The organism is Polaromonas sp. (assembly GCF_030689685.1).
Taxonomy (GTDB): domain Bacteria; phylum Pseudomonadota; class Gammaproteobacteria; order Burkholderiales; family Burkholderiaceae_C; genus Polaromonas.
The window spans coordinates 1-26,037 of record NZ_JAUYEY010000006.1; the positions used below are offsets into that span (position 1 = coordinate 1).

The following is a 26,037-nucleotide window of genomic DNA, read 5'->3' on the forward strand; positions in this document are numbered from 1 at the left end:
CGGTCAGCATGCCCGAGTCCCTCGGACAAATGAGAGATGTAACGATTGAACTCCTTGGCTGCGTCCATAAAGCCTCCGGTCAGAATTGATGCTATTGAAATAATAGCATATTTTATGACACAGTAAGACTAGGAGCCTGTCACGTTGAAACGGGAGGCGAGGAACGCGATGGACGGGGTCCGATGCAAGACGCAAAGCACAACGATGTCCCAGGAGTGCGTTTTTGGAACAGGCTTGATCTTAGAAAAAATTTAGAGCACCGTTGGAACACGGAGGCTGCAAAAGAAAAAAGGGTTTGCTTCTATTTTCATAGCCGCAAACCCTGATGTCTGGCGGAGCGGACGGGACTCGAACCCGCGACCCCCGGCGTGACAGGCCGGTATTCTAACCAACTGAACTACCGCTCCTGGTAGTGACAACTTTCGCTCTTTCGAGCCAAGTCGCCTGCTTTCGCGGGCTTGTTGTCAACTTGTGCCTTGGCTTCACATTGCTGTGAAGAATTCTGGCGACCCCACGGGGATTCGAACCCCGGTACCTACCGTGAAAGGGTAGTGTCCTAGGCCTCTAGACGATGGGGTCTTAACCTTGGAACTTCCGGCAGCAGGTTTTTGCGTTAAACAATTACCTGCCGAAAAAATCTGAAAACTCTTCAACAATTGAATGGTGGAGGTAAACGGGATCGAACCGATGACCTCTTGCATGCCATGCAAGCGCTCTCCCAGCTGAGCTATACCCCCCGTATCAACCAAGCAGGTTCCCCTGCAACTGTCGAGCCTTGAATTATAGCCCGAAATTCAGGCGCTATTCAATCGCTCCAAACGCGAAATCACCTTGGCCCTGTCCATCAGTGACAAAAGCGCATCCAGCGACGGGGTTTGCGGACGCCCGGCCACCAGCACACGCACCGGCATGGCCAGCTGCGGCATTTTCAGGCCGGTCTCGCCCAGCACCTGCTTGATCACGGCGGAAATGGCCGGCTTGCTCCACTCAACGCCCTGCAGCAACTCGGCGAGCCGGGCCACCGCAGGATGAACCTCGACAGGCACGTGCGCCTGGATCTCTTCAGCGGCCACCGGCTCGTCGCTGACCAGCACAGCCAGCCACTCGGCCAGCTCGACCAGCGTGCTGCAGCGGTCCTTCAGCAGCGCACAGGCCGCCACGCGGCGCGGCGCATCGAGGCCGGCCAACGTGCGCTCGTCCATGAAGGGCACGACATGTCCGGCCAGCTTCTCGTCGGGCATGGCCTTGAGATGCTGGGCGTTGACCCAGCGCAGCTTGGCCTCGTCGAACTGCGCGGCGCTTTTGCCGAGGTGGTCAAGGTTGAACCACTGCAGGAATTGTTCGCGGCTGAAAATTTCGTCGTCGCCGTGACTCCAGCCCAGACGCGCCAAGTAGTTGACCATGGCGTCGGGCAGGTAACCTTCTCTGGCGTACTGCGTGACGGCCTTGGCGCCATTGCGCTTGCTCATCTTCTCGCCCTGCTCGTTGAGCACGGTCGGCAGGTGTGCGTACACCGGGACGTCCTTGCCCAGCGCGCGGAAGATGTTGATCTGGCGTGGCGTGTTGTTGACATGGTCGTCGCCGCGGATCACATGCGTGATGCCCATGTCCATGTCGTCGACCACCACGCAGAAGTTGTAGGTCGGCGTGCCGTCGGGCCGTGCAATCACCAGATCATCGAGTTCGTCGTTGCTGATCTCGATGCGGCCCTTGACCTTGTCTTCCCAGACCACCGACCCGCCCTGGGGGTTCTTGAAGCGCAGCACCGGCAACACGCCTTCGGGCACGGCCGGCAGTGTCTTACCGGGCTCGGGCCGCCAGGTGCCGTCGTAACGCGGCTTCTGTTTGTCAAGCATCTGCTGCTCGCGCAGCGCATCGAGCTCAGCCACACTCATATAGCAGGGGTACACATGGCCGGCGGCCTGCAACTCGGCCAGCACCGCCTTGTAGCGGTCCATGCGCTGCATCTGGTAGTACGGGCCTTCGTCATAGTTGAGGCCCAGCCAGCGCATGCCTTCGATGATCACATCGACAGCCTCCTGCGATGAACGCTCGACATCGGTGTCCTCGATGCGCAGGATGAAGTCGCCGCCGCTGGAACGCGCAAACGCCCAGGGGTAGAGCGCCGAACGGATGTTGCCGAGGTGAATGAAACCGGTGGGAGAAGGTGCGAAGCGGGTGCGTGTCTTGAGGGTCATGCCAGGGTGTCCAGACCACGCAGCAGGTCGGCCTTGATGTCGTCGATGTGGTCCAGCCCGACCGCCAGGCGTATCAGGCCCTGGCTGATGCCGGCGGCCTGGCGCTGCTCTTCGGAGAGCCGCCCGTGCGAGGTGGTACCGGGATGGCTGATGATGGTTTTGGTGTCGCCGAGGTTGGTGGCGATGCTGATGACCTGCGTGCTGTCGATCACGTGGAACGCATTCTTGTGCGCAGTTGCAAGGTCGTCGCCGCGCAAATCGAAGGACAGCACCGCACCGCCGAGGCCGGACTGCTGGCGCATCGCCAGATCATGCTGCGGGTGTGATTCGAGGCCGGGGTAATAAACACGCACCACCTGCGGCTGCTGCTCCAGCCACTTTGCCACGGCCAGTGCATTGGCCGACTGCGCCTGCATGCGAATGCCCAGGGTCTCCAGCCCCTTGAGCACCACCCAGGCGTTGAAGGGCGCCAGGGTCATGCCGGCTGTGCGCACCACCGGGCCAAAGACGTCAACGATCAGCTTCTTCGGGCCGCACAGCGCGCCGGCCATCACCCTGCCCTGACCGTCGAGGTACTTGGTGCCCGAATGCATGACCAGGTCAGCGCCAAACTCGATGGGTCGCTGTAGGGCGGGTGAACAAAAGCAGTTGTCCACGGCCAGCAGCGCGCCAACGCTGTGCGCCAGATCCGCCAACGCGGCGATGTCACACACCTCGGTCAGCGGATTCGTCGGCGTCTCGGCAAACAGCAGTTTGGTGGTCGGTCGCAGCGCGGCCTTCCATTCAGCCACATCGGTTTGCGACACAAAGGAGGTCTCGACACCGAACTTGCCGAACTCGCGGCCGATCAGCGCAATCGTCGAGCCGAACATGGAGCGTGAACACAGCACATGGTCGCCGGCCTTGAGCAGGCCCATACACATCATCAGGATGGCGCCCATGCCGGTGGAGGCGCCTATCGCGGCCTCGGTGCCCTCCATGGCTGCCAGGCGGCGCTCGAAACTCGTGACCGTGGGGTTGGAGGTGCGGCCGTAGGTGTAGCCTTCCTCGGTGCCGGCAAAACGCCGCGCCGAGGTTTCGGCATCGGGCTGCACAAAGCCGCTGCTCAGGTACAGCGCTTCGGAGTTTTCGCCATGCTGGCTGCGGTCCAGCGCAACACGCACGGCCAGCGTGTCGCGGTGCAGATTGTCGGGAAGTTTCCGCTCGCTCACGCTTATGCCTCCTGCGGGTTGGGCAGGGCCAGGCGCGAGACATCGACCTCGTTTTCTTCGCTGCTGTCGACGCGCCCGGCGTTCATTTTTGCGATGCTTTCGGGCGTGATGTCGCCGGTGATGTAGACGCCGTCGAAGCAGGAGGCATCGAAGCCGTCTAAGTTTTTGTTGAGCGAGCCGATGGCGCGTTTCATGCCTTCCACGTCCTGATAAATCAGCGCGTCGCAGCCAATCGCAACGCGGATCTCCTCGACCGTGCGGTCATGCGCGACCAGCTCGTCGACGGTCGGCATGTCGATGCCGTAGACATTGGGGTAACGCACCGGCGGCGCAGCGCTGGCGAGGTAGACCTTCTTCGCGCCGGCATCACGCGCCATCTGCACGATCTCGCGGCTGGTCGTGCCGCGCACGATGGAATCATCCACCAGCAGCACATTGCGGCCCTTGAACTCGCTGGCGATCACATTGAGCTTCTGGCGCACGGATTTCTTGCGCACGCCCTGGCCCGGCATGATGAAGGTGCGGCCGACGTAGCGGTTCTTTACAAAACCTTCGCGGTAGGGAATGCCCAGCAGGTGCGCCAGTTGCGTGGCGCTGGGGCGGCTGGACTCGGGGATCGGGATGATGACATCAATCTCGTTGGGCGGCACGGTGGACACCACGCGTTTGGCCAGGGTCTCACCGAGGTTCAGGCGTGCCTGGTAGACCGAGATGCCATCAAGCACCGAGTCGGGTCGTGCCAGGTAGACAAATTCAAAGATGCAGGGCTTGAGCTGCGTCTTGACGGCGCATTGCTCGGCGTGCACCGTACCCTGAAGGTCCACAAACACCGCCTCGCCCGGCGCGATGTCGCGCACAAACTGGTGCGAGGTGCCTTCAAGCGCCACCGACTCGCTGGCCACCATCACGGTGTTGCCGCTCTCGTTCTGGCCGCAGCCCAGGCACAGCGGGCGGATGCCGAAAGGATCACGGATGGCCAGCAAACCGTGGCCGGCGATCAGTGCGACCACGGCATAAGAGCCCTTGACACGTTTGTGCACACCGCGCACGGCGGCAAACACGTCAGCCGGCGTCAGCGGCAGGCCGCGCGTGGTTTTTTCGAGCTCGTGGGCCAGCACGTTGAGCAGCACCTCGGAGTCGCTGTCGGTGTTGATGTGGCGGTGGTCGGTGGTAAACAGCTCGGCCTTGAGCTCGGCAGCGTTGGTCAGGTTGCCGTTGTGCGACAGCACCAGGCCGAAGGGCGCATTCACGTAAAAAGGCTGGGCTTCGTCCTCGCTGTAGGCATTGCCAGCGGTCGGGTAACGCACCTGGCCCAGGCCCACGTTGCCGGGCAACGCGCGCATGTTACGGGTGCGAAACACGTCACGCACCATGCCCTTGGCCTTGTGCATGAAAAACTTGCGGCCCTGCTGCGTGACGATGCCAGCCGCGTCCTGCCCGCGATGCTGCAGCAGCAGCAGGCCGTCATAAATCAGCTGGTTCACCGGGGCGTTGCTGACAACACCAACTATTCCGCACATAGAGTTCCGTTCATAAAATCGATCGACACGAAGTGCGCCGCGCGGGGCCGCCCTAAGCAAGCATAGCCCCAGTACCGGGTGCCAGGGGCAGCGCACCGCCGAAGGCCCACGCAGTGACAAGCGTGGGGGCCCATCAACCCAGGTACTTTCCGAACTGTTCGGGCAGCACCGGCTTGAGCCCCTTGAGTGCGGCGGTCAGTACCTCGGCGCCACGTGACTCCTGCCACCACACGGCGCTTTTGAAGGCGGTCATGTTGATCACCACGGTCACCGCCAGCAGCAAAATCACCCCACGCACCAGGCCAAAGGCCGCGCCCAGTGTGCGGTCCACCGGCCGCAGACCGATGGCGTCCACCAGCTTCTTGATCAATACCGCCAGCAGGCCCGCCGCAAACACGGCCGCAATAAAAACCAGCACAAAAGCCGCCGCGTAGCGCACAGGTTCCGAGGCGCTCTGCAAGGGCAGCAGCAGCGCCACATCCGGCGCCATCCACTGCGCCAGGTAAAACGACGCCGCCCAGCCCAGCACCGACAACACCTCGTACACCAGGCCGCGCCAGGCGCCTATCAGCAGCGACAGCGCCAGCACCCCCAAAAAAACCAGATCGACAACGGCCACGCTACAAAGTCAGGATGGCCGCAGGCAAATCAAGGTCCTTGATCTTGCTGGCCGCCTTGTCGGCGTCCGCCTTGGTGGCAAACGGCCCGACCCGGACCCGGATGCGCTTGCCGTCCTTGGTATCGGCTACCTGGGTATAGGTTTTCAGCCCCGCTCTTTCGAGCTTCTGCCGCACTTCGCGCGCCTTGTCTTCATCGGCAAACGCGCCCACCTGCACCACCAGCCGGCCTTCGGTCTCGGGGCTGGCCACTTTGGCGCTTGCTGCAGGCACGGGCGCCACCGGCTTGCCTTCGAGCAAGGCCTTGGCACGCGCCGCTTCGGCGCCGGACGCAGGTACTTGGGTCACCGCTTTGGGCTCCGATTTTGCTTCTGTTTTGATAGCGGGTTGCGCAGGCGTGGCAGGGGCTGCAGGCTTTTCTGGCAAGATTTCTTCGCGCGGAGAGAGGCTGGACGGTAGCGCCACTTTTTCGCTGGCAGCAGCAGGCGCACTGGCCGCGACCTTGGACGCGGGCGCCGGCATCACCAGCGGCTTGACGGTGTTTTTGCCGGGGATTTCAATCGGGATGTCGACCGCCACCGGCCGCGGCTGGGTGTCGAACAGCAGCGGAAAACCAACCACGCCGATCAACACCAGCACCACGGCACCGATCAGCCGGTGCTTGGCGCGCTTGCGCATGGCTTCGACACTCTCGGCGGGGCCGGCCGCCCCGGCAGCGGTGGTGGATGAGCCCCGGCGAAAGTTGAAAAACGGCATGGTGGTGGCGGTGTCCGTTAGGTGTCGTTGGATGAGGAAGCGGGACGCCCAAGCATGGCGTGCGGGGCAAAAAGACGGGGCAGGCCCTCTTTCAACACAGCCCCCACCGTGTAGAACGATCCGAACACCACAATTCTATCAGCGGGGTCTGCGGCGGCCACTGCCGCCTGCAGGGCCTGGACCGGGTCGACGAACACCTGCGCGGCTGCGTCCGGACGCCGGTTGCCGGCCTGCCAGCGCGCCATCAAACCGGCACCGCTGGCGGCACGCGGCGTCGGCAAATCGGTGAAGTACCAGCGATCCACCATGGGGCCGACACGCTGCAGCATGGCCGCCAGGTCCTTGTCGGCCATGGCGCCGAACACCGCATGGGTGCAGGGGTAAAAACCCATGGCGTCCAGGTTTTCGGCCAGCGCTGCGACCGAGTGCGGGTTGTGCGCCACGTCCAGCACCAGCGTCGGCTGGCCCGAAATAATCTGGAAGCGGCCCGGCAACTCGACCATGGCCAGCCCGTTGCGCACCGCCTGCGCCGTCACCGGCAATCGGTCGCGCAGCGCCGTCAGTGCCGCCAGCACGCCCGAGGCGTTGACCAGCTGGTTGGCGCCGCGCAGGGCCGGGTAGGCCAGGCCCGCATAGCGCCTGCCGCGCCCCGCCCACGCCCACTGCTGCTGGTCGCCAGAAAAGTTGAAGTCCTGCCCCAGGCGCCACAGGTCAGCGCCCACTTCGCCGGCGTGCCTGATCACACTGTCCGGCGGCACCGGGTCGCTGATCACCGCCGGTTTGCCGGCGCGCATGATGCCGGCTTTTTCAAAACCAATGCTTTCACGGTCCTTGCCCAGCAGCTCGGTGTGGTCGATGTCGATGCTGGTGATCAACGCACAATCGGCGTCGATGATGTTGACCGAATCGAGTCGCCCGCCGACGCCGACCTCGAGGATGACCACGTCCAGCTTCGTCTCGGCCAGCAGGCTGAAAATCGCCAGCATGGTGAACTCGAAATAGGTGAGCGAGGTGTCGCCGCGCAGCGCCTCGACGCGCTCGAAGTGCGGCAGCAGCGCAGCGGCCTGCACCATCTCGCCGCGCACCCGACAGCGCTCCTCGAAATGCACCAGGTGCGGGGAGGTGTAGACCCCGGTGCGGTAGCCGGCCTGTCCCAGAATGGCCTCAAGCATGGCGCAGCTTGAGCCCTTGCCGTTGGTGCCGGCCACGGTGATCACCGGGCAGTCAAAGGCCAGGCTCATCCTGAGGGCCACCCTGCGCACCCGGTCCAGGCCGAGGGCAATCGCGGTGGGGTGCAGGCGCTCGCAGTACGCGAGCCAGTCGTCCAGGGTGTTGAGCTTGTCCATACAGGGCGCTATTGTCGCCGCTGGCGCCCCGGCGCTGTCTCTGCGTCAGAGTGTCACCTGTTCCGGCGCAGTTTAATTTGCTATAAAATTAATAGCTGCTTGCGCCCGTCGGTCATGGGCTGGAGCATGATTTGGTGCATAAATTATGCAAAAATCCCGGAATGATCACTGTTTACGGTATTTCCAACTGCGACACCGTCAAAAAGGCCCGCGCCTGGCTGGTGGCCCAGGGCCTGGCCCATCAATTCCACGATTTCAAGAAGCTGGGCGTTCCGGCCGGGCGGCTGCCGGTTTGGGAACAAGCCGTCGGCTGGCAAAAACTGCTGAACCGCCAGGGCACAACCTGGCGCAAGCTGGACGCCCCCGTACAGGCCAGCGCCACGGACGCTGCGGGCGCGCTGGCCGTGATGCAAACCCACGCCAGCGTGATCAAACGCCCGGTGGTCGAGTGGCCGGGCGGGCAGATCACGGTGGGTTTCGACCCGGAGACCTGGGTTGCCCTGGCCTGAGTCGGCACGGCCCGGCTTTACAGTGATTTACCTGAACTTGTGTCCACCCAAAGTGCTCTGAATCATTAAACTGGAAGCTGTTAGTTTGGCCATTGCCCCAAAGCACCTTCCCGCCGCCTGAAAAGTTTGAACATGAAAAAATTACTTGTTTTGTCGACAGTCGCGGCGGCCTCTGGCCTGTTTGCCGTGAATGCCTCCGCCATGGACATCCTGGCACGCGTCATTTCCAGCACGCCGGTGGTGCAGCAGGTCAGCGTGCCGCAGCAGGTCTGCACCACGCAGCCGGTGGTTACGCAGTCGCCAGGCTCAGGCGCAGGTGCCGTGATGGGCGCGCTGGCTGGTGGCGCCATGGGCAATGCCATCGGCGACGGCGGCGGTCGCGCGCTGGCCACCATGATCGGCCTCGTCGGCGGTGCCATGATCGGCAACAACATCGAAGGCAACCGCAACCAGGTGCAAAACCTGCAGCAGTGTGGCACCCAGACCAGTTACCAGAACCGCACCACGCACTACAGCGTGGTTTATGAATACGCCGACAAGCAATACACCATCCAGATGCCGAGTGATCCCGGCCCGTACGTCCGGCTGCAGGTCACACCCGTGGGCGCCATGCCGTCGCCGCAGGCCTCGATCCAGCCCGGTTTTACCCAGCCCCAACAGGTCCAGCCGGTGTATGGACAACCGGTTTATAACCAACCGGTGTATTCGCAGCCCGTGTATAGCCAGCCCGTGTATAGCCAGCCGGTGTATAGCCAGCCGGTGTATAGCCAACCGGTGTATTCGCAACCGGTCTACAGCCAGCCGGTCTATGTGCAGCAAGTACCGGTCGTGGCTTACCCCGGTTATTACTCGCGGCCTTATTACCCGCCCATCGGCCTGTCGCTTAATTTCGGCTACAGCCGTGGTGGCTACGGACATGGGCACGGTCACTGGCGCTGAATCGCCGATAAAGCAAAAAAAACGGGGCCTGCCCCGTTTTTTTACATCCAGGCTTTGTTGAGTTGATCGCCCACACCGGCCATCACGCTGTCCCAGTCGCCAGGCCGGAGCTGGCGGCACAGGGTGGCACTCGGGTACCACGGGCTGTCCGACCGCTCCAGCATCCAGCGCCAGTCCGGGTTGAAGGGCAAGAGCAGCCATAGCTTGCTGCCCAGCGTCCCCGCCAGGTGGGCCACGCTGGTGTCGACGCTGACGACGCCGTCCATCAGCGCGCACAGGGCGGCGGTGTCCGTGAAGTCATGCAGTTCGTCGCCAAAATTCAGCATCTCCGGATGCGCTTGGAGGGTTCTCCTGTCCGCATCGCGAACGTCCTTTTGCAGGCTCACGTACTGCGGGCCCGGCGGCAGGTGTTCAAGCAAATCGGCCAGCGCGATGCTGCGGTTCTGGTCGTTCATGTGGGAGGCATTGCCGCTCCATACCAGGCCCACGCGGGGAGCACGTTTTGGCGCCAGCCTGGCCTCCCAGGCGGTCCTCCTGTCGTAACTGGCAGGCCCGCTGGTCAAGATCGCCGCAGGCGGGGGAATGCCGGGCAGCCGGGTGTTGAAGGCCAATGGCAGGCTCAACAAAGGGCAGTGGAAGTCAAACAGCGGCAACGGCTGGCCCCTCGCGACCAGTTCATCCACCCCTTCCAGCCCCTGAAGCAGACTCGCCAATGTTTTTTGCACTTCGAGAATCACCCGCGCGCCCAGGCCACTCACCTCCCTGGCATACCGGCAAAACTGCAGTGTGTCGCCCAACCCCTGCTCCGCGTGCAGCAGAATCGTTTTTCCTTCCAGCGGCTGCTGTCCCAACCACAAGGGTTGCGCAAAGCCCCGCAGGTCGGCGGGTTCGAGTTTTTTTTGCTTCCACCGCCACTCATATTCGTGCCAGCCCCGCTCGAAATCGCCGAGTTGCAGTTTGCAGAGGCCGAGGTTCCAGTGCGCTTCCGCGTTGGCGGGATTGATCGCGATGGCCTGCTCGTAACTGGCCGGCGCTTCGGCATGGCGTCCCAGTTCGGTCAGCGCAACGCCGTGGTTGTTCCAGGCGTTGTACCAGGCCATGGCGCGGGACGGCGCCACTTCAATGGCGCGGTCATAACTTTCAATGGCCTCCGCATGGCGCCCCATCTCACTCAGCGCAATGCCGCGATTGAGATGCGCCGCAGCATGGTCAGGCTTGAGCGAAAGCGCGCGGTCGTAGCTCTCCACAGCCTCTGCATAACGCCCCAGATCGTGCAAGACCAGGCCGCGGTTGTCATAGGCGTCGACAAACGAAGGATTCAGGGCCAGGGCCTTGTCGCAACTCTCCAGGGCCTGCGCCTGCCACCCCATCTTCCTGAGAACATTGCCGCGGTTGCTGTAACAGTCGGGCGTCGGCTGGACATCAAGGGCCTTGTTGTAGCTGGCGAGTGCGGCCTCGGGCTGTCCCAACTCCGCCAGGGCATTGCCGCGGTTGGTCCAGACTTGCGCGTACGCGGGCCGGGCCACCAGCGCCTTGTCATAACTGTCCAAAGCCTCGCGGTGCCGCTTCAGCACGCTCAGCATAACCCCGGCCGAAGCATGCGCTTCGGCAAATCCGGGGTTCAACGCCCCGGCGCGAAGATAGCTGTCAGCAGAAGCCTCCTGTTGCCCGAGCGCGCCAAGGGCGATCGCATGGTTGTAGCGCGCGTTGGCGTTGTTCGGGTCAATCGCAAGCGCGCGGGCTATCAGCTCCGCCGCGCTCTGGAGTTGCCCTGTGTTGAGGTCCACCACGCCCATCAGGTGAAGCGCATCAAAATTATCTGACTGCACCTCAAGCACCTGTGCAAACAAGGCTCTGGCTTCTGCCATCTTTCCCTGCTGCTGCAAGCCAAGCGCCTGGACAAGTATGGCGTGAATCCGCGCCGCCTGACTCACGGGTTGTTGCGGCTGGGGAATAAGTGTCGGGGCTCGGCTCATACCGGATTGTGAGCATCGAAATGCCCAGGGGTCAAAATTCAGCGGAGAGGCCATACCCTCTCAGCTCAGTGCGCTGGCCAGGTCCTCGCCCACCGTCTTCAGCACCGCCTCCCAGTTTCCGGAGAGCTCCTGGCGGTAGAGAACGACATCGGGGTACCAGGGCGTGTCGGTGCGTTCCAGCATCCAGCGCCAGTCGGGGTTGAAGGGCAGCAGCACCCAGGTCTCGCACCCAAGCGTGCCGGCCAAGTGGGCGACGCTGGTATCGACGCTAATGACCAGATCCATCAACCCGCACAGTGCTGCGGTATCGGTGAAGTCCTGAAGTTCGTCGCCCAGGTGAAGGATGTCAGGATGCGCGGCCAGCGTTGCAGCGTCGGCTTCGCGCACTTCCTTCTGCAGGCTGACGTACTGCACGCCTTGCGGCAAGGCCGCCAGCAGGTCGCTCAGTGCGACGCTGCGGTTGTGGTCGTTTTTATGCGTCGGGCTTCCGCTCCAGGCCAAGCCCACGCGGGGACGGGTTTTCACCCCGAGCCGGACTTCCCAGGCCCCCGTCCTGCCGGCGACGGCTTTCGCGCCGGAAAGACCCGCCGCAGCCGGAGGAATACTGTGCAGCCGCGTTTTAAAAGCCAGCGGCAAGCTCATCAGGGCGCAGTGGCAGTCGAACGGCGGCAGCGGGTGACCCCTGCCCACCAGTTCGGTCACGCCCTCCAACTCCCGCAGCAGCCCGAGCAGGGCCGGCTGCACTTCGAGGATCACCCGCGCACCCAGCCCGGCCACTTCTTTCGCATACCGCTTGAACTGCAAGGTGTCGCCCAGCCCCTGTTCGGCATGCAGCAGGATGGTTTTTCCCTCCAGCGGCTCCGCACCCGACCACCGGGGCTGCGGAAAGTCGCGGATTCCAGCCGGGTCCTGCTGCGTGCACTTCAAGCGCCATTCGTACTCCGGCCAGCCCCGTTCAAAGTCGCCGGACTGCAATGCACAGATGCCCAGGTTCAAGTGCGCTTCCGGGTCGCTTGGGTCCATCGCCAGCACGCGTTCATAACTGGCGAACGCTTCGGCATGGCGCCCCAGGTCTGTCAATGCGACGCCGTGGTTGCTCCAGGCGTCCGCATAGGCCTGCCTGACGGCCAACGCGCGTTCATAACTCTCCAGCGCAGCCTGGTGCTGCCCCAGGCCGCGCAAGGCAATGCCCCGGTTGTTCAGCGCCTCGGGGTGCAGTGGCTGGAAGGCCAGCCACTGGTCGTAACTGGCCACGGCTTTCTCATACAGCTTCATCGCGAGGAGGGACAAGCCACGGTTGTAGTACGCCATGGCATAAGCCGGCCGCAAGGAGATGGCGCGGTCATAGCTGCCGACGGCCTCGCCATGGCGGGCCATGGCCTGAAGCGCACTGCCCCGTCCGAAATGGGCCTGAGCACGATCAGGGTTCAGGGCCAGGGCGCGGTCATGGCTTTCGACCGCCTGTGCAAGACGTCCCGCAGCATGCAACGCCAGGCCGCGGTTGTCGTGCGCATCGACGAAGTCCGGCTGGAGTTCGATGGCCTTGCCAAAACTGGCAAGTGCAGCCTCGGATTGCCCCAATGCCGCCAGGACATTGCCGCGATTGTTCCAGACCTGCGTCAAGTCAGGGCGGACGGCCAAAGCGCTGTCATAACTGTCGCGTGCCTCCTGGTGCCTGCCTAGCATTGCCAGCGCATTGGCGGCAGCGCAATGCGCGTCTGAAAAACCGGGATTGAGCGCTGCGGCACGCAGGTGACTTTGTGCGGACGCTTCGTGCTGCTGCAGTGCAGCCATCACCGTGCCATGGTTGTGGTGCGCAGGGGCATTGTTGGGGTTGACCATGATCGCGCGGCCAATCAGATCGGCCGCTTTTGCCGGTTGACCGGCGCTGAATTCCACCACCCCTAGCAGATGAAGCGCATCGAAATTGGCCGGCTGCATTTGCAGCACCTGGGCATACAGCGCGCGGGCTTTATCCAGTTTTCCCTGCCGCTGCAAGGCCACCGCCTGCATGAGCCTCTCCTGGACCTGCGCTGCCGGGCCGGCGGCTTTTTGCGGCTGGGGAATGAATTTCGGGGCTCGGCTCATACCGGATTCTGGGCGTCAGACGGCCCACGGGTCAACTTCATCCCCTCAACACTCAGCCGCGACATACCGACCGCCAGGCGTCAGAGCGGTGTCTGGATCAGTGCGCCCGAGAACAACACCGGGCCGGTCGGGCCGCTGCCAGCCGGCGCACCGCCTCTGGGCTCCAGGCTGACCGCCAGCGCAGGAACTTCCGCCAACGCATCACGGCCGGCGGGCAGGCGCACAACCTGGCCGTCGCCCAGCACACCCAGCGACTTCGGACCGCCGCCTTGAGGCAGCGCCCACAGCTGCAGGGACTTGTCTGCCGCCGCCTGGAAGCCGCCGACGCGCTTGAGCTGGAGCTGGCTGTGTTTTGGATCAAACGTGACCAGCATGGACGGCGCTGCCTTGCCGTCGGCCAGCACAGCCACGTAGCGGATTTCCGGCGTAGCGGCCAGCCGGGCGCTGAGTTCCTGCACCTGGCCGTTCAGCGCCGTATTCAGGTTCAGGCCGGTGACCACCGCCACCACGGCAGCCATCGCGCCGGCAGCCGTGGCGCCGCGCCACAAGCCGAGGCTGACCCACCAGCCACCCCCCGATACAGCGGCAGGCGCGCGCCGCGCGGCAAGCATGGCCTTGGACTCTTTTTCAGCGTTGACCAGATTTTCAATGCGCTTCCAGACCGCCGGGCTGGGCGCGGCCTGCGGCTGCAACTCGGCCACCGAAGCCATCCGGCCCTGCCAGATCAGCGCGGCCGCGCGCACCGGCGCATGGGTGCGCGCCAGTGCCTCAAAGCGGCGACGGGCACCGCCCCGCAGCGTACCCAGCGCGTAGCTGGCCGCCAACTGCTCGACCAGCGAGGGGTTGCGCGTGATATTCATACCTTACCTTCTTCCAGAAGTTTCCCGTCACCATCGGCGGAAACAAACAAAATCCAATCCATGCAGCTCATGCAAAGCGCGCCATGCAGCCGCGCAATTGCTCCAGCCCGCGGCGTATCCAGGTCTTCACCGTGCCCAACGGCAGCTTGAGCTGCTCGGCCAGTTCACCGTGGCTCAGGTCCCGCATGTAGGCCAGGCTCACGACCTCGCGCTGCTTGTTGTCGAGCTGGCTCAGGCACTGGTGCAGCGCCCAGGCCTGCTCTCCAGCCAGCGCGGTGTCCATCGGGTTGGGCGAATCGCCTTCCACCGTTTCGGACAACACATCGTCGAGTTCCAGCGCCGCATCGGCCCGCTCGGAGGTGCGGCGACGCAGAAAATCCAGCCCCCGGCTGCGCACGATCAGGCACATCCAGGCCATGGGCGGCGACAGGCTGGCCTTGTAGTCACCCGCGATGCGCCAGATGTTGATAAAAGCTTCCTGCAACACGTCCTCGGCCCAGCTTCGGTTGGTGACCACCCTCACCGCCACGCCATAAAGTTTGGACGAGGTCATCTCGTACAACTCTTTGAGCGCCGATTCGTCGGCCAGTGCAACGCGATCAATGAGCGCGATCAATTGGGTATCCGGGCTTTCTGCATTCATGGACAGCATTGTCCTGCATTACCCGATACGTCTGAAATCGGCAAACGGATTCAGGCGGCTACAGGCTTGGGCGGGCCGTGTGACCTAAAATCAATGGTTTTTCAGCCTCTGCCGCGCTGGCGGCCCACCCCTGACATTTGCCCACCACCCATGATCACCGACCACATCGCCAACATCAGCGTCACCACCCAGGCCAACGTCTATTTCGACGGTAAATGTGTCAGCCACGGCATCACCTTTGCCGACGGCAGCAAAAAGTCTGTCGGTGTGGTGCTGCCTTCAACGCTGACTTTCAACACGGGTGCCCCGGAGATCATGGAATGTGTAGCGGGCGCGTGCGAGTACAAACTGGCCGGCAGCGAGGCCTGGCTCACCTCCACCCCGGGTGAAAAATTCAGCGTGCCTGGCAACTCGAAGTTCGACATCCGCGTGACGCCTGCCAACGAGGCCTACCACTACATCTGCCACTTCGGCTGATCCCCGGACCTACCGCCATGAGCACCATTCTTCAAAACCTTCCCGTCGGCCAGAAAGTCGGCATCGCCTTTTCGGGCGGCCTGGACACCAGCGCTGCCCTGCACTGGATGAAACTCAAGGGTGCGATTCCCTATGCCTACACCGCCAACCTCGGCCAGCCCGATGAGCCGGATTACGAAGACATTCCGCGCAAGGCGATGCAGTACGGCGCTGAAAAAGCCCGCCTGATCGATTGCCGCAAGCAGCTGGCTGCCGAAGGCATTGCGGCGCTGCAATGCGGCGCCTTTCACATCTCGACCGCCGGTGTGACCTACTTCAACACCACGCCGCTGGGCCGCGCCGTGACCGGCACCATGCTGGTCTCAAGCATGAAACAGGACGATGTCAACATCTGGGGCGACGGCAGCACCTACAAGGGCAACGACATTGAGCGTTTTTACCGCTATGGCTTGCTGACCAACCCCGACCTGAAAATTTACAAACCCTGGCTGGACCAGCTCTTCATCGACGAGCTGGGCGGCCGCGCCGAAATGTCGGCCTTCATGACCGCGGCCGGTTTTGGCTACAAGATGTCGGCCGAAAAAGCCTATTCGACCGACTCCAACATGCTGGGCGCCACGCACGAGGCGAAAGACCTGGAGCATTTGAGCAGCGGCATGAAGATCGTCCAGCCCATCATGGGTGTGGCCTTCTGGAAAGATGAAGTCGAGGTCAGGCGCGAGGAAGTCACTGTGCGCTTTGAAGAGGGCCGGCCGGTTGCGCTCAACGGCAAAACCTGTGACAGCCTGGTCGACCTGATCCTGCAAGCCAACCGCATCGGCGGACGCCACGGCCTGGGTATGAGCGACCAGATCGAAAACCGCATCATCGAAGCGAAAAGCCGCGGCATTTACGAAGCCCCCGGCCTGGCGCTGCTGTTCATCGCCTACGAGCGCCTGATCACCGGTATCCACAACGAAGACACGATTGAGCAATACCGCATGAATGGGTTGAGACTAGGTCGCTTGCTGTATCAAGGCCGCTGGTTCGACCCGCAGGCCATCATGCTGCGCGAAACGGCACAGCGTTGGGTGGCGCGCGCCATCACCGGCGAAGTGACGCTGGAACTGCGCCGGGGCAACGACTACAGCATCCTGAACACCGAAAGCCCCAACCTCACCTACGCGCCCGAGCGCCTCTCCATGGAAAAGGTGGAAGACGCGCCGTTCAGTCCGCTGGACCGCATCGGCCAACTCACCATGCGCAACCTCGACATCATCGATACGCGGGCCAAGCTCGGCATCTATGCTCAGAGTGGCTTGTTGTCGCTGGGCAAGGATGGGGACTTTTTGAAACTCGGTGGCGGCAGTAGCAAGTAAATCGGGGTTCGCTTTAGCGGCGAGTGTTGCTTTGAAGCAGGCGGGTTGTGCCTGGCAGCCTGGCGCTCATACGCTTCGCTTTTTAAAATCGCGCCAGCCTGCCAGACCCAACCCGCTTTCGGGAATTGACCGTTCCGACCAGCTTCAATTGGCTGCGTGAGACTGGAAGCGGACGCCCAACGGACCAAGGTAACCGGCGCGCCAGCGAGACGCACAACGGAGCGAACACGCGGGCACCCGTGATACGGCAGAAGGGACGCCGACGGCGCGTCCGGGTTGACCGCCGGGTTAGGCCGCATCTTCGATCTCACCTTGCAATCGCCGCATAAGTCCGTAGACATCTCCTAACACCCAAAGGTCTCGAACGAGGTCGCCATCAAATGTAAAGATGGGTGTGCCGTACCACCAGACGTGACGTCCGGTTGGCGGAACCCCTAACAGTTCTCCTCGGTGGTATCCATGAAATCTGAGCTTGCCAAAGACCTGCGACCCTTCCTCACCGAGGGCCAGAATGTCAGACGTGTACTGACCGAGCGCGCGGGTTACAAGCTCGACGTATTCAATGAATTGCTGGTGACCGAGGAGCCGCGGGCCGAGAGATCCTCGGAACGTGAAGTCAGGATGAAAGATCTGAGGTACCAATGCGGTGTTGGCATGGTCCCACATCTCCTTGTAGAAGACGCGCACAACCTCCTTCTGCCTCGACCAGGCGACTTGTGTGAGATTCAGAGGCGAGTCGTGCATGCGCGTAGCGTCTTATGCGGCCTAACGTAAAGTTCAGCGGTGCGCGGTACCGGCGCGCGTCCGTTGGAACGGCAAGTTAGAAGCGGTCGCTTCAAGGCGTTCAGCAAGCCAAACCTTAATCACGGACTGCCGCGTAACGCCTAGTTTGCTGGCTTCGCGATCCAATGAGTCAATCATCCAAGTTGGAAAATCGACATTCACGCGCTTTTGCTCCTGCAAAACACGCTTGGCTTTGGATAAATCCAAAGAAGCTGTGAGGTCGACACCTTCATCAAACCGTTGCTCGAAGTCTTTAGCTTTCATACAGTGCCACCTCTTCTGCGCGTGCGCGACGGACGGATATCAATCGAATAGTTGTGCCTCGGTAGGTCATGACAGCTGACCAATGCTTCCCATCAATAAGCCCAATTACCAGATATCGAGGTTCATCTTCAGTTTTTGCCGCAATCTCCAGCAGCATCGGGTCGTTCCAAAGAAGCTGAGCCTCAACAAAGTCAATGGTGTGCTTAACGAGGTTGGATTTACTTTTTACTGGGTCAAACTCAAAAGCATGCATGGTATATAAATCATACCTTAATTGGTGCTATTAGAGAAATTGAATTGGGCTTCTAACGTTCGCCATAACCGGCAGTGAAAAGCGGGGCGACGAAGGCGCGCCGCTTTTCACTGTCCGTGTTGATGGCGTGGTTATGCCTCATTTTAATAGTTCGATTTGGCGTAACCAAAGTTTATTCTTGTGGCTATCCCAGGCCGTCATTATTAGGGCACTGCGATTCTTTAAAATGAAAAGGTAGGTCTTGATGTCATCGAAACCGTAAATGTTCTGAGTTGGTATTTCGCAGGCTGAAAGGAATTCCATCTCCTCTACGTTTTCAGACTTTGCTAAATCTGTAATGGCCTCTAAAAACAAGATTTCTATTGGAAGGGATGGCTTATCTCTTGTAATCCAATTCGCAAGCGCCCCAATTTCGTCTTTTATCTTTCCCCATTCCTCGATAGCCTCGCGAACTTTTTTGTGAGCAGCAGGAATACCGAAAAATACAACCCCACCGAGAGAGATCAGAGAAACGGTGATCGTTACTAGATCAGCTCCTCTTCCGTGATTTGTTTCACGAACGCGATGTTCAACAGCAGGGCCAGAATACGTTGCGAGTCTCGACTTGTATTCCGCAATTTTTCCAGCAACGGCTGACTTCCATTCGTCGTCGGGTAGTTCCCCAAATGGGCTATAGATAATGTCCATGCTTCTGCTCATGAGGCATAACGTTCGACATGAGCGGCGGGCCAAAGGGCGCGAAGCGGCCTTTGGAACGTCCGCTCGATGGAGGGTTGGGCGGCACGCCGCCAATGGCACACACAGGCTTGGCTATTGAGTGGAGGTCGGAAACATTAGCTCGAAGAGCGCCTTCGTCCGGGGCGTGAGGTTGTCCGGATCGGGGCGCAGCATGTCTCCCTCAGGCACGAGAACCTTCCCATAGACCGCCTCAAATATCCGCTTCACGGCACCATCCCTCCCAACCTCGCGGTCGTAGCCAGGAGCGAAGCCGACCAGTTGATAGCCGGCACGTTCCAGCGCAACCTGCATGTGCGGGACTTTGAGAGTGGCCATCGTGTAGACGAACTCGGCCCCGCAGGTACGACAGATGCGCTTAGTGCCCGACATGCAGCCAAGGGCCACCTTTGAGCCGCGGTGCTCCGGCGCCACAATCAGTAGTCGCCCATAGATCGACAAGGCATCGGGCTCACGCTCGTAAGACCACATGCCAACGATTTCGCCGGCGAACTTGATCAATAGGACGAAGACATCCCGTTCAGCCTCATTCGCGAGGAAGGCCTTGTCCAGATAGAACTGTTCTCGGATGTAGCAACTGCCTGCGCCAATCACAATGTCTGGGTGCCACTGCTGGACTTTCGCTGCCAGCTCCGGGATTTGGCTGCGGCTCAACTGCTCAAACGCGTACCCAGCGGGTAGCGGTATGAGGTCATTCGCTTCTGTGACGGTCGCCCACCTCATGTCTCGTCTCCTTCTGATTTGCACATAGTGCGTGACTTTGAGTCGCGGCAAGAATGCGACTGTTGGTTGTGCCGCCTAACGTCGGAGATAACCGGCGGCCCGACGGGCCGTCCGCGTTGATTGACCTGTTAGAGGTCTAGCGACTCTCATCGCCGATCAACAATGCTGGCTCACGACCACGCCAGCCGCCCTCGGACCGCTCAATCAAGCAACGAGTGAATGAAACGCGAGGCTTTTCACTTCCTGCTTTATAGAACTCCATTGCAGCGCGATGCGAGTCAGTCCGATAGGCCCATGTCTGCGCGGCGCGTTCGTTGCGCCAGATGGTGATCGTGAACAAATCAGTGGCCATAGGGGGATAGGGAACAAGCAGCATCTCGTGAAGAAGCCCCTCCGCCTGCAGCAAAGACGAACGGGAGCAGTGAGCCCGCTGGAACGCCGTCAGAGCATCTTCCTCCCGGGAATACGGGCCGATGGTGGTGATGATGACGATCGGTTCGTCGCTTCGTGGTCTCGTGTCATGCGGCGCAAGCGGCAATATCTCGGCACCTCGTTGCATGTACGGGACAAGCTTCAAGCGCCACAGTTCGCTCGCAATCCCCAGTGCGGGCACATGCGTGGTCGGAGCAGACAAGAACGAGTCGACCTCCGATTCGTTCGTCCAGGCCGACAACCAATGGCATTCGGTCCTTCGCCTCTCGAGCATGCCTGATTCCAGAATCTCCGCGTCTGTTCCGGCAAACCATGCAGGGAATTCGGCGGGAGCTCCTTCAATCACCATTTTCCGGTTCGCTCCCTCCGGAAACCGCGCGGAAATCAAAACAAGGTGTGTGCTGATCGTGCTCATGGAACCTCTAACAATTAGCGTTTATCTGCCGCACCACAAAGTCGGCACAAGGCGAGGACATAAATCGCGGCAGATAAACCATGTTGGACTGAACCGCCCGTGAGGCGGTAGTTTTTGGGGATTTTGGCATCAAAGGGGATTTGAAACGACCCCCCTGTTCTTCGCACAGATTATGGCGGATGCAGGCGTGTTTGCCCAACGTTCAATTACCCAAACCTCTTGCCCAAGTCCTGCCGGCGGCTGTGCAGGCGTTCCACCCGGTCATGGTTTTGGTCCGAATACGGCAACCGGCGCAGCCCGGAATAATGGGCGAATAATGGGGGTCAGATTCCAATTTAATCCACACGGAACCGACCCCGCGAACCGAGCAGAAAGTGCGGCGCAAGTGATATCTACTTTGATAGACACCACTCTTGAGCAAGGAGCCCGTCATGACCCAAGTCGCCAAAATTTTCACCAACGGCCGCAGCCAGGCTGTTCGCCTGCCTGCCGCTTATCGTCTTGATACCAAGGAAGTGTTTATCCGCCAGGACGCTGAAACCAGCGATGTCATCTTGTCGCGCCGGCCGACACCCTGGGATGATTCTTTGCGGCGCTCCAGGAGTTCTGGTCATTGCGCTTGAGGCGTATGTCTATCTGGTGCCTTACGTTGAAGAGCCAGACTATTACTTTTTGAAAACCGTGATTCCCAGCAGAAAAGCAACCCGGGACTACCTACTGCGGAGCAATCCAGATGAAAAAACCTGATCTGTTTGAACAAGACGTCTTGAATGCCTATGAGAAAGGCGAACTCAAGTCGACGTCTCCTTCCAGAGCCAAACTAGCCAAGTTCAAGGCTGCCGCAAGCGCTACGTTCCTGAAAGAAAAACGGGTCAACATTCGCATTTCAACGCCGGATTTGATGGACATTCAGGCTCGCGCGCTTGAAGAGGGAATGCCATACCAAACGCTGATTGCCAGCGTTTTGCACAAGTATGTGTCAGGGCGTTTTGTGGAACCGTCTTCGAGTTTGAAGTCACGCTCAAGTGGCGCTCGTGAGAAACGGCGTGCGCCGTGAGGCTTTGCCGGCCTGCAGCCTTTATTTAAGAGACAAATCACCCTCTAACCCTGGTATTACCTGCGCAAGCAGCTACTAAATTAATAGCGATTGTGGCGCGAACCGAAACCTCAAACCACGACCGGCTCATGCTCCAGCAGGATGCCGAAGCGTTCATACACACTGGTCTGAATCGCCTTCGCCAGCGTCATCACTTCGCCACCTGTCACCGGCTGCATCGCGCCGCCACGGTTCACCAGCACCAGCGCCTGCTTGTCGTAGACGCCGGCATTGCCGATGGTTTTGCCCTTCCAGCCGCAGGCGTCGATCAGCCAGCCTGCCGCCAGCTTGACCGAGCCATCAGCCAGCGAGTAATGAACGATTTTCGGTTCGCGCTGGATGATGTCTGCGCACTGCTCGGGCGTGACGGTGGGGTTTTTGAAGAAGCTGCCGGCATTGCCAATCACCTTTGGGTCGGGCAGCTTGGCGCGGCGGATCTCGCAGATCCAGTCGTAGATTTGCAGCGCATCGGGCTGAATGGACGGCGATTGCGCCATTTTTTTCTCGATGTCGGCATAACCGAGCACCGGCTTCCAGGCCTTCGGCAGCGCAAAACGCACGCGCGTGATCAGCGCCTTGCCGGCCAGACCCAAACCGTTGGGGCCAGTGCTGCCGTGTTTGAACACCGAGTCGCGGTAGCCAAACGCGCACTGCGCGGCGTCCAGCGTGAAGCTTTTTCCGGTGCTCAAGTCAATCGCATCCAGCGAATCAAAACGGTCCTGCAACTCCACGCCGTAAGCGCCAATGTTCTGCACCGGCGAGCCACCGACGGTGCCAGGAATCAGCGCCAGGTTTTCCAGCCCGGGGTAGCCCTGGTGCACGGTCCAGTCCACGATGTCGTGCCAGCTTTCGCCGGCGCCGGCCTCGACGATCCAGGCTTTGGCGGTCTCGCCAAGCAGCTTTTTGCCCATGATCTCGACCTTGAGCACCAGCGGCTTCACGTCGCCAGTGATCACGATGTTGCTGCCGCCGCCAAGCACAAACTTGGGCGCCCCCCGCAGCGCCGGGTCGGCCAGCACCGCAGCCACGTCGAGCTCGCTGCGGATGCGCACCAGGGTCAGGGCCTTGGCCATGATGCCAAAGGTGTTGGAAAACTGCAGGGGAACGTTTTTCTCGACTAACATCACGGGATTGTCGCACCCCGACATCTCCGCAACGCAACCCCGGAAGCCGGAAAACCATGCCCTCTTTTGACACCGTCCTCGAAGCTGATCTGGTCAAGGTCAAAAACGCCGTGGAAAACACCGGCAAGGAAATCGGCACCCGGTTTGACTTCAAAGGCACCTCTGCGGCCATCGAGCTCAAGGACAAGGAAATCACGCTGATCGGCGACAGCGACTTCCAGATCGACCAGATCACCGACATTCTGCGCAACAAGGCGACCAAAAGCGGCGTCGATGTGCGCTTCTTCGACGCCGGCAAGGTCGAAAAAATTGGCGGCGACAAGGTCAAGCAAATCACCAAGGTACGCAACGGCATCGAGACCGAACAGGCCAAGAAAATCTCGCAGCTCATCAAGGGCAGCAAGGTCAAGGTGCAGGCCTCCATCCAGGGCGACGCGGTGCGGGTGACTGGCAAAAACCGCGACGACCTGCAGGAGGCCATGGCCATGATCAAGGCCGAGCTGCCCGACATGCCCTTGAGCTTCAACAACTTCAGGGACTGAATATGGCCCCCACGCTCCCCACTGCGTGTGGTTCGCTGCACCTTGCAGGCCGCCGCTCGCCAGAGGCGTCGCTTCTGCCGCCAGTCCAAAGCTGCTCAAGCAGCATTGGAGCCGCAGGCTCCAGCCCCGAGGGGGCGCTGCGCCTGCGGCCCGGCGAAGCCGGTTCTGCGGCCCCGGCTGGAATGGGATGGGGATCTCACGCTCGCCACCTCGCGCTGTGGTTCGTAGCGCTGACGGCTTTTAGCGGCATGGCGCACGCCCAAAGCGTAGCTTTGGCCGGCATGCTGGGCAACAAGGCGCTGTTGGTCGTGAACGGTGCGCCGCCCAAGTCGGTGGCAGCCGGCGAAACCCACATGAATGTCAAAGTGATTTCCACCTCCGGCGATCAGGCTGTGCTTGAGCTCAACGGCAAGCGCCATGTGCTGCGGGTCGGCGACGCGCCGGTCAGCGTTGGCGCCGGCGGGGGGGCAGGCGGCGGAGCGGGCAAGAGCAACCGCATCGTACTGAACGCCGGCAGCGGCGGGCATTTCATGACGTCCGGCCAAATCAACGGCCGTGCGGTGCAGTTCATGGTGGACACTGGCGCCACCAGCATCGCCATGAGCGCGGCCGACGCTGAACGCACCGGCATCAGCTACAAGGACGGCCAGCCGGTCCGCATGAGCACCGCCAATGGCATCACCCAGGGTTTTCGTGTGAAACTCAATTCGGTACGGGTCGGGGACGTCGAGGTCTATGACGTGGATGCCGTGGTCTCGCCGCAGCCTATGCCCTACATGCTGCTCGGCAACAGCTTTCTGACACGCTTTCAGATGCTGCGCGAGAACGAGCAGATGATTCTGGTCAGGCGTTATTAGGCGTGACCCCGCCCCGGCTCAGCGTTTGGCCTTGCTGCCCAGTCTGGACTCCTCGCCCCTGAGCAGTTTGTTGATATTTTCGCGGTGCCGGTAAGCGAGACAGGCACTCATCACAAATATCGCCAGCGTCATGGTTTTGTCTGCGTACCAGAAGCTGCGGTCGCCCACCAGGTAATACCAGGGCGCAAACAGCGCGCAGGCCAGCGAGGCCAGCGACGAGTAGCGCGAAAAGAAGGCGACGATGACCCAGGTCGCGAGCGTGGCCAGCCCCAGCACCCAGTGCACACCAAACAACACGCCAGCTGCGGTGGCCACGCCCTTGCCGCCCTCGAACCTGAAAAACACCGGGTACAGGTGACCGATGAAGGCCGCCAGCCCGACCGCCGCCAGCGTGCCTTCCCGCAGGCCGTAGTCGCGGCCGAACCAGGTCACCAGCGCCATCGGCAACCAACCCTTGAGGCCGTCCAGCAGCAAGGTGGCAACGGCGGCCGCCTTGTTGCCCGAACGCAGCACATTGGTCGCGCCCGGATTCTTGCTGCCGTAGCTGCGCGGATCGTTCAGACCCATCAACTTGCTGACAATGACCGCAAACGACAGTGAGCCCACCAGGTAGGCCGCCACGACGGCGAGGGCGGAATAAAGGTAGTCCATGGTGTTCTCCAGATATTGTTATGGCGTCAGTCTTCGAGCGCGCAGTTGACGGATTTTGCACCCAGCAGCGCGACACACACCTGCGGGTCCAGTCCCACGAGGTAGCCGCGCCGGCCACCGTTGATGGCGATTTTAGGCAAGGCCAGAATGCTTTCCTCGATATACACCGGCATGAGCTTGCGCGTACCGAAGGGTGAGGTCCCGCCGACCAGGTAACCGCTGTGCCGATTCGCCACCTCGGGCTTACAGGGCTCGACCGACTTGGCGCCAATCTGGCGCGCCAGGTTTTTCGTCGAGACCTTGCGGTTGCCGTGCATCAGAACCAGCAGCGGTTTGGCGTCCTGGTCCTGGATCACCAGGGTCTTGACGACGGTGAAGGGATCAAACCCCAGCACCTCGGCGCTGTGCTGCGCGCCGCCGTGCTCCAGGTACTCGTAGGGATGCTCGGTGAAAAGTACTTTGGCGGCCTTCAGCAACTGCGTGGCCAGTGTCTCCGACACGTGGTCTTTTTTGCTCACTTCGGCGATTCCGTCAGAGCGCCGGGTCGCGCAACTCCCAGCGAATCCCGTCGATGGCGGCCAGCAGTTCCGGGGGCAGCTTGGTGCCCCAGGCGTCCAGGTTGTCGTCGAGCTGGGCGACCGATGTCACGCCGATGATGGTGCTGGCGACCTGCCACTTGGTATAGCAGAACGCCAGTGCCATCTGTGTGGGCGTCAGGCCGTACTCGCGAGCGAGCGCGTTGTAACGTCGCGCCGCGACCAGTGCCTCGGGCCGGCCCCAGCGCTGCTTGCGCACGCTTTCGAATTTGGCAATGCGCCCTTCGGCCGGCGCATCCGGACCGGTGGTTCCGCTCTTGTCATACTTGCCGGTCAGCAGGCCGAAGCCCAGCGGCGAGTAGGCCAGCAAGGACACGCCAAGTCGATGCATGCTTTCGTCCAGGCCGTTTTCCACGGTGCGGTTGACGAGGCAAAAAGGGTTTTGCACCGTCGCGACTTTGGTCAGGCCATGCTGGTCGGCCAGGCGCACAAACTCGTGCACACCATAAGGCGTTTCGTTGGACAGGCCAATGGCGCGCACCTTGCCGGCCTTGACCAGGCCGCTCAGAGCTTCAAGCTGGTGCTGAATGCTGCTGACCGGCTTGTCTTTGGCCGGGTCGAAATACACCATGCCAAAAGCCGGCACATGGCGTGCCGGCCAGTGGATCTGGTACAGGTCGATGGTCTCGATATGCAGGCGCTGGAGGCTGTCCTCGCAGGCCTGCACGATGTCTTTGGCCGTCAGGTCCGGGCTGCCCTGGCGGATCCAGTCCATGCCGCGCGCGGGGCCGGCCACTTTGGTCGCCACCACCATCTTTTTGCGCGCACTGGGGCGTTTGACCAACCAGTTGCCGATGATGGTTTCGGTCGCGCCAAAGGTTTCGGCGCGGGCCGGTACCGAATACATTTCCGCCGCATCGAGAAAATTGACGCCGCGCTCCAGCGAGCGGTCAAGAATGGTGTGGGCGGTGGCTTCATTGACCTGCTCACCAAAGGTCATGGTGCCCAGGCAAATGGGGGTGACCTGCAGGTCGCTGCTGCCGAGTTGGACTTTGTTCATGGGTTCAATACAAAACAGGTAGAAAACGGAGATGCGGAGGGGGTGGGACTAGTTTATAGGCACAGTTA

General features: G+C 61.3%; 28 protein-coding genes and 3 tRNA genes. 8 read left to right on the forward strand and 23 right to left on the reverse strand.

What is annotated here, in order from left to right:
• Positions 1 to 330 precede the first annotated feature (330 nt).
• The 9 genes from Q8O29_RS00800 to folC form a co-directional block, all read right to left on the reverse strand.
• Positions 331 to 407 (reverse strand) — tRNA-Asp (locus Q8O29_RS00800).
• A gap of 96 nt (positions 408 to 503) precedes the next feature.
• A tRNA-Glu gene (locus tag Q8O29_RS00805) sits at positions 504 to 579 on the reverse strand.
• 82 nt (positions 580 to 661) lie between these two features.
• Positions 662 to 737, reverse strand: a tRNA-Ala gene (locus tag Q8O29_RS00810).
• 57 nt (positions 738 to 794) lie between these two features.
• Positions 795 to 2,198, reverse strand: a complete 1,404-nt coding sequence (gene gltX, locus Q8O29_RS00815) for a glutamate--tRNA ligase (protein ID WP_305560156.1) — start codon at positions 2,196 to 2,198, stop codon at positions 795 to 797.
• A complete protein-coding gene (locus Q8O29_RS00820; protein ID WP_305560157.1) occupies positions 2,195 to 3,409 on the reverse strand; it encodes an O-succinylhomoserine sulfhydrylase in 1,215 nt (404 codons plus the stop codon). Before Q8O29_RS00820 ends, gltX begins: the two co-directional genes overlap by 4 nt.
• Before the next feature lie 2 nt (positions 3,410 to 3,411).
• Positions 3,412 to 4,929 carry an amidophosphoribosyltransferase gene (purF, locus tag Q8O29_RS00825; RefSeq protein ID WP_305560158.1) on the reverse strand — a complete coding sequence of 506 codons (1,518 nt, stop codon included), beginning with the start codon at positions 4,927 to 4,929 and terminating at the stop codon, positions 3,412 to 3,414.
• 133 nt (positions 4,930 to 5,062) lie between these two features.
• Positions 5,063 to 5,548 (reverse strand): CvpA family protein, encoded by a 486-nt coding sequence (locus Q8O29_RS00830; protein WP_305560159.1) that lies wholly within the window; start codon positions 5,546 to 5,548, stop codon positions 5,063 to 5,065.
• A gap of 1 nt (position 5,549) precedes the next feature.
• Positions 5,550 to 6,302, reverse strand: coding sequence for an SPOR domain-containing protein (locus Q8O29_RS00835; RefSeq protein ID WP_305560160.1), 753 nt, complete (start codon positions 6,300 to 6,302; stop codon positions 5,550 to 5,552).
• 17 nt (positions 6,303 to 6,319) lie between these two features.
• Positions 6,320 to 7,648 (reverse strand): bifunctional tetrahydrofolate synthase/dihydrofolate synthase, encoded by a 1,329-nt coding sequence (gene folC / locus Q8O29_RS00840; RefSeq protein ID WP_305560161.1) that lies wholly within the window; start codon positions 7,646 to 7,648, stop codon positions 6,320 to 6,322.
• Positions 7,649 to 7,809: 161 nt separating this feature from the next.
• On the opposite strand from folC, the gene Q8O29_RS00845 reads away from it, so the two are divergent.
• Positions 7,810 to 8,157, forward strand: coding sequence for an arsenate reductase (locus Q8O29_RS00845; protein WP_305560162.1), 348 nt, complete (start codon positions 7,810 to 7,812; stop codon positions 8,155 to 8,157).
• A 132-nt stretch (positions 8,158 to 8,289) separates the two neighbouring features.
• Entirely contained in the window at positions 8,290 to 9,096 is an 807-nt protein-coding gene (locus tag Q8O29_RS00850; protein WP_305560163.1) for a glycine zipper 2TM domain-containing protein, read from the forward strand.
• A 41-nt stretch (positions 9,097 to 9,137) separates the two neighbouring features.
• Here Q8O29_RS00850 and Q8O29_RS00855 read toward each other — a convergent pair whose 3' ends face one another.
• The 4 genes from Q8O29_RS00855 to Q8O29_RS00870 all read right to left on the reverse strand — a co-directional run bounded on the left by Q8O29_RS00855 (position 9,138) and on the right by Q8O29_RS00870 (position 14,663).
• Positions 9,138 to 11,072 (reverse strand): tetratricopeptide repeat protein, encoded by a 1,935-nt coding sequence (locus Q8O29_RS00855; protein WP_305560164.1) that lies wholly within the window; start codon positions 11,070 to 11,072, stop codon positions 9,138 to 9,140.
• 60 nt (positions 11,073 to 11,132) lie between these two features.
• Entirely contained in the window at positions 11,133 to 13,160 is a 2,028-nt protein-coding gene (locus Q8O29_RS00860) for a tetratricopeptide repeat protein (protein WP_305560165.1), read from the reverse strand.
• 80 nt (positions 13,161 to 13,240) lie between these two features.
• The gene (locus tag Q8O29_RS00865; RefSeq protein WP_305560166.1) at positions 13,241 to 14,020 is read right to left on the reverse strand and encodes an anti-sigma factor domain-containing protein; all 780 of its coding nucleotides are present in this window, start codon (positions 14,018 to 14,020) and stop codon (positions 13,241 to 13,243) included.
• Positions 14,021 to 14,087: 67 nt separating this feature from the next.
• On the reverse strand, positions 14,088 to 14,663 hold the full coding sequence (locus Q8O29_RS00870; RefSeq protein WP_305560167.1) for a sigma-70 family RNA polymerase sigma factor: 576 nt from the start codon (positions 14,661 to 14,663) through the stop codon (positions 14,088 to 14,090).
• Positions 14,664 to 14,813: 150 nt separating this feature from the next.
• On the opposite strand from Q8O29_RS00870, the gene Q8O29_RS00875 reads away from it, so the two are divergent.
• Together Q8O29_RS00875 and argG are read left to right on the forward strand one after the other, a co-directional pair.
• The gene (locus Q8O29_RS00875; protein WP_305560168.1) at positions 14,814 to 15,140 is read left to right on the forward strand and encodes a pyrimidine/purine nucleoside phosphorylase; all 327 of its coding nucleotides are present in this window, start codon (positions 14,814 to 14,816) and stop codon (positions 15,138 to 15,140) included.
• Positions 15,141 to 15,157: 17 nt separating this feature from the next.
• The gene (argG, locus tag Q8O29_RS00880; protein ID WP_305560169.1) at positions 15,158 to 16,498 is read left to right on the forward strand and encodes an argininosuccinate synthase; all 1,341 of its coding nucleotides are present in this window, start codon (positions 15,158 to 15,160) and stop codon (positions 16,496 to 16,498) included.
• Positions 16,499 to 16,786: 288 nt separating this feature from the next.
• On the opposite strand, the gene Q8O29_RS00885 is transcribed toward argG, so the two are convergent.
• From Q8O29_RS00885 to Q8O29_RS00910, 6 genes are all read right to left on the reverse strand, one after another.
• Complete coding sequence (locus Q8O29_RS00885) at positions 16,787 to 17,185, reverse strand: ester cyclase (protein WP_305560170.1); 399 nt, start codon at positions 17,183 to 17,185, stop codon at positions 16,787 to 16,789.
• Between the two features lie 90 nt (positions 17,186 to 17,275).
• A complete protein-coding gene (brnA, locus tag Q8O29_RS00890) occupies positions 17,276 to 17,545 on the reverse strand; it encodes a type II toxin-antitoxin system BrnA family antitoxin (RefSeq protein ID WP_305560171.1) in 270 nt (89 codons plus the stop codon).
• Complete coding sequence (locus tag Q8O29_RS00895; protein WP_305560172.1) at positions 17,535 to 17,798, reverse strand: BrnT family toxin; 264 nt, start codon at positions 17,796 to 17,798, stop codon at positions 17,535 to 17,537. The genes brnA and Q8O29_RS00895 overlap by 11 nt, the downstream gene beginning before the upstream one ends.
• A gap of 138 nt (positions 17,799 to 17,936) precedes the next feature.
• A complete protein-coding gene (locus tag Q8O29_RS00900) occupies positions 17,937 to 18,485 on the reverse strand; it encodes a hypothetical protein (RefSeq protein ID WP_305560173.1) in 549 nt (182 codons plus the stop codon).
• A 123-nt stretch (positions 18,486 to 18,608) separates the two neighbouring features.
• Entirely contained in the window at positions 18,609 to 19,256 is a 648-nt protein-coding gene (locus tag Q8O29_RS00905) for a GNAT family N-acetyltransferase (RefSeq protein WP_305560174.1), read from the reverse strand.
• Between the two features lie 136 nt (positions 19,257 to 19,392).
• Positions 19,393 to 20,103, reverse strand: a complete 711-nt coding sequence (locus Q8O29_RS00910) for a hypothetical protein (RefSeq protein ID WP_305560175.1) — start codon at positions 20,101 to 20,103, stop codon at positions 19,393 to 19,395.
• 431 nt (positions 20,104 to 20,534) lie between these two features.
• Between Q8O29_RS00910 and Q8O29_RS00915 the strand changes: the two genes are divergently transcribed.
• On the forward strand, positions 20,535 to 20,726 hold the full coding sequence (locus Q8O29_RS00915) for an antitoxin (protein ID WP_305560176.1): 192 nt from the start codon (positions 20,535 to 20,537) through the stop codon (positions 20,724 to 20,726).
• 110 nt (positions 20,727 to 20,836) lie between these two features.
• Complete coding sequence (locus tag Q8O29_RS00920) at positions 20,837 to 21,160, forward strand: hypothetical protein (protein WP_305560177.1); 324 nt, start codon at positions 20,837 to 20,839, stop codon at positions 21,158 to 21,160.
• A 110-nt stretch (positions 21,161 to 21,270) separates the two neighbouring features.
• Here the strand turns inward: Q8O29_RS00920 and murB are convergent, their stop codons facing one another.
• Complete coding sequence (murB, locus tag Q8O29_RS00925; protein ID WP_305560178.1) at positions 21,271 to 22,323, reverse strand: UDP-N-acetylmuramate dehydrogenase; 1,053 nt, start codon at positions 22,321 to 22,323, stop codon at positions 21,271 to 21,273.
• Between the two features lie 56 nt (positions 22,324 to 22,379).
• On the opposite strand from murB, the gene Q8O29_RS00930 reads away from it, so the two are divergent.
• Both Q8O29_RS00930 and Q8O29_RS00935 read left to right on the forward strand, forming a co-directional pair.
• Positions 22,380 to 22,865 (forward strand): YajQ family cyclic di-GMP-binding protein, encoded by a 486-nt coding sequence (locus tag Q8O29_RS00930; RefSeq protein ID WP_305560179.1) that lies wholly within the window; start codon positions 22,380 to 22,382, stop codon positions 22,863 to 22,865.
• A 248-nt stretch (positions 22,866 to 23,113) separates the two neighbouring features.
• Entirely contained in the window at positions 23,114 to 23,722 is a 609-nt protein-coding gene (locus Q8O29_RS00935) for a TIGR02281 family clan AA aspartic protease (protein ID WP_305560180.1), read from the forward strand.
• Between the two features lie 18 nt (positions 23,723 to 23,740).
• Here Q8O29_RS00935 and plsY read toward each other — a convergent pair whose 3' ends face one another.
• Genes plsY through Q8O29_RS00950 form a run of 3 tightly spaced genes read right to left on the reverse strand, consistent with a single transcriptional unit; the run spans position 23,741 to position 25,969 of the window.
• Positions 23,741 to 24,373 carry a glycerol-3-phosphate 1-O-acyltransferase PlsY gene (plsY, locus tag Q8O29_RS00940; protein ID WP_305560181.1) on the reverse strand — a complete coding sequence of 211 codons (633 nt, stop codon included), beginning with the start codon at positions 24,371 to 24,373 and terminating at the stop codon, positions 23,741 to 23,743.
• A 26-nt stretch (positions 24,374 to 24,399) separates the two neighbouring features.
• On the reverse strand, positions 24,400 to 24,891 hold the full coding sequence (locus Q8O29_RS00945; RefSeq protein ID WP_305560182.1) for an aminoacyl-tRNA deacylase: 492 nt from the start codon (positions 24,889 to 24,891) through the stop codon (positions 24,400 to 24,402).
• 13 nt (positions 24,892 to 24,904) lie between these two features.
• Positions 24,905 to 25,969 (reverse strand): aldo/keto reductase, encoded by a 1,065-nt coding sequence (locus Q8O29_RS00950; protein ID WP_305560183.1) that lies wholly within the window; start codon positions 25,967 to 25,969, stop codon positions 24,905 to 24,907.
• Positions 25,970 to 26,037: the final 68 nt, after the last annotated feature.